At 39.6% G+C, this 427-nt stretch carries 1 protein-coding gene; it reads left to right on the forward strand.

Features of this window, described 5'->3' with window-relative positions:
- Positions 1-128: 128 nt before the first annotated feature.
- Positions 129-290, forward strand: coding sequence for a hypothetical protein (locus JO375_RS06700; RefSeq protein ID WP_197029894.1), 162 nt, complete (start codon positions 129-131; stop codon positions 288-290).
- The last annotated feature ends 137 nt before the right edge of the window (positions 291-427 follow it).

A 427-nucleotide genomic window follows, 5' to 3' on the forward strand; every position in this document is an offset into this window, starting at 1 on the left:
GTTTATATGGGATATAGGAATCTATCTGTTAGGTAATAGTTTCTTTTTGCTGTTAATAGATTCATGCTTATACATCGCTATCGCCACTGACATATAAATAAAGTATACCTTAGCAAGGGGGGATGCAGATGATCAAAACAAGAGTAAAAACGTTCAAACATCGTGTCGGTAAAAACAAATTCTTGGTCGTTAAAATTTTTCAGGCTGCAAATGCCAGAACAAGAAATGGTAATGCGCTGGCAACCAATGCACTGAACATCAAAATATCCAAACGCAAAAAGCACCACTAAGACCATCCGCACCTTCATTTCCTATGAAGGGAGGTGATTTCCATGAGTAGAAGAAGACACCATGTAAAAAGAAATAGCATTTCGATCCGGTCAAATCAAAAAGCGTCTGCACGTGCACAAGGCAATGCGCTGGCTGC

The organism is Paenibacillus farraposensis (genome assembly GCF_020736845.1).
In the GTDB taxonomy this organism is placed as follows: domain Bacteria; phylum Bacillota; class Bacilli; order Paenibacillales; family Paenibacillaceae; genus Paenibacillus; species Paenibacillus farraposensis.